The organism is Rodentibacter myodis, from assembly GCF_001999305.1.
GTDB classification, from domain to species: Bacteria; Pseudomonadota; Gammaproteobacteria; order Enterobacterales; family Pasteurellaceae; genus Rodentibacter; species Rodentibacter myodis.
Window position 1 is genome coordinate 1 of sequence record NZ_MLHQ01000034.1, and the last position, 2,163, is coordinate 2,163.

Sequence of the window (2,163 nt, forward strand, 5' to 3'; positions counted from 1 at the left end):
ATGTTTAACCTTGGGTTTTTTTATTTTTTATTAAACTCAAGTTATTGAAATTTATCCGATCTTTATACGAATTTTCACCAATATTTAGCTATGCCGTATAAATAACGAAGAAAATAAGTATTGGATTAAGTCTTAAACTAAAGAGGTCTATGTATGAAAAAAACATTGCTGGGACTTGGTGTGGTATTAGCGCTGAGCGGTTGCGCCCGTGATGCTAATCAACCATTGGAAGTGTGGCACAATTTTGAGCAAGCTAAATTAGAAACCCAGATTGGGGAAAATCAAGCTTTAGCGGTATTTTACCGTCAAGACGATCTTCAGGGGGCTGCTGCGAATATCTATGTGGACGGAAATTATCAGGTATCATTACTTCCGAATGCATATAGTGCGGTAGCGGTTTGTGCCGATAAACATTTATTCAGCACATCATTTAGTTCAAATCAAAAATTTGGTAACCGCACACAAGGTGCAAGCTACACCTTACCGGTGGGCGAGGTGGCTTATGTGAAAGTTTCTCAAACGGCTAACGGACAACCTTATCTAGAGCGTGTAGAACGTTCTGTTGCCGAACAAGAGATTGGAAAATTACCAAAGGAAAACCAAACGTTATCCCGTGTTCCAAGTGCAAATAACTGCCAACCTCCAGTCGTAATTGCTGCGATTGCCGTTGATAGCAGTGCATTATTTGCTTTCGACAAATACGGCTATAAAGACATTCTGCCAGCAGGCCGTGAAAAATTAGAAAACTTTATGGAACACGTGAAAACCTTAAAAGTTGATCACATTGTGGTAGGTGGTCATACCGATAATTTAGGTTCGGATAGCTATAACCAAGTGTTATCAGAAAAACGTGCAAATAGCGTGAAACAACAATTACAACACGTGGGTATCACTGCTCCAATCAAAGCGATTGGCTTTGGTAAAAAAGAACCGGTTGTAACAAATTGCGCAGCATTAACCGGTGCGGCAAAAAATCAATGTAATTTACCTAACCGTCGTGTAGAAATTAGCGTTTACGGTGAAAAGTAATTAAACAGAAGGATAATTTATGTCTACAACATTAAAAGTATTAAGTGCAAAAAAAGTGGTAGCGTCTCACCAAATTAATCAAGGTGATACGTTAGTCATTGAGGCAAGAGACAGTTCTAACTATCAATTAATCAACGATCAAACCGGTCTTGGTCCTCAAAATATTATTGCCAAACGTGAAGGGAAAGATTTAAAAATCTTCTTAGAAGATGGCGATATGAATCCGGATGTAGTGATTCAAAACTACTACGGTGATGAAAATGGTGAAGAAACCAGCAATTTAATTGTGGGTCAACACGAAAATGGCGGCATTTATGCTTACGTGCCGGAATCCGGTTTGAAATCTGATGCCGTGAGTATGTTGGCAGAAGAAGTGGCTGCACCACAAGCATTAGGCGGTGAAGATTTAGGTAGCGCATTTTGGGCGTTCAACCCTTGGTGGTTATTAGCGTTGATTCCGTTAGCAGCCGGTATTGCTATCGCTGCACACGATAGTGGTAGCAGCGGTAGTTCCGATAACAGTGCAGATAAACCGGTTTTAAAAGCTGAAAATGACGGTTCAATTAAAGTTACTCCGGGTGCGGATAACACCAAAGTTGAAATCACCTATACAGATGAAAATGGTAACCAAAAAACAGCGGTTGTAACAAAAGGCAATGACGGCAAATGGGTATCAAACGATCCTAATGTGGTTGTTAATAATGACGGTACGTTCACTATTCCTGCCGATAGCGTAAAAGATAACTCAAAAGTAACCGCAGTAGGTAGAGATGACAACGGTAATAAAGCAGACGCTGATGCGGTTACTGCCGGTGACACTAAAACACCGGGCGATAGCAATGGCGATGGCGTAGTTGATGGCAATGATGATTCATCAAACAACGTGAAATTACCAAATGGTCAAGAAGTACCACGCAATACCAATGGCGCACCAAATATCGTATTTGGTGAAGACGAAAATGGTGACGGAAAATTAAACGGTACTGAAATCACCGGTAAAGACGGTGCGGATAAAACCCCTGTTTACATCACGATTCCGGATAACACCGAAGTAGGTGACAGCTTAATCGTTACTATTAACGGTGAGCCAACAACCATTCCTGTTACGCAAGAAATGATTAACAATGGTTACAC

The 2,163-nt window shown here is 40.6% G+C and carries 1 protein-coding gene and 1 pseudogene; both read left to right on the plus strand.

Going from position 1 to position 2,163, the window contains the following annotated elements:
* Positions 1 to 153 precede the first annotated feature (153 nt).
* Positions 154 to 1,029: an OmpA family protein gene (locus BKL49_RS11200; protein WP_077425486.1), complete on the plus strand. Its 876-nt coding sequence runs from the start codon at positions 154 to 156 to the stop codon at positions 1,027 to 1,029.
* 19 nt (positions 1,030 to 1,048) lie between these two features.
* Positions 1,049 to 2,163, plus strand: a pseudogene (locus BKL49_RS11205) (hypothetical protein); the annotation flags it as partial.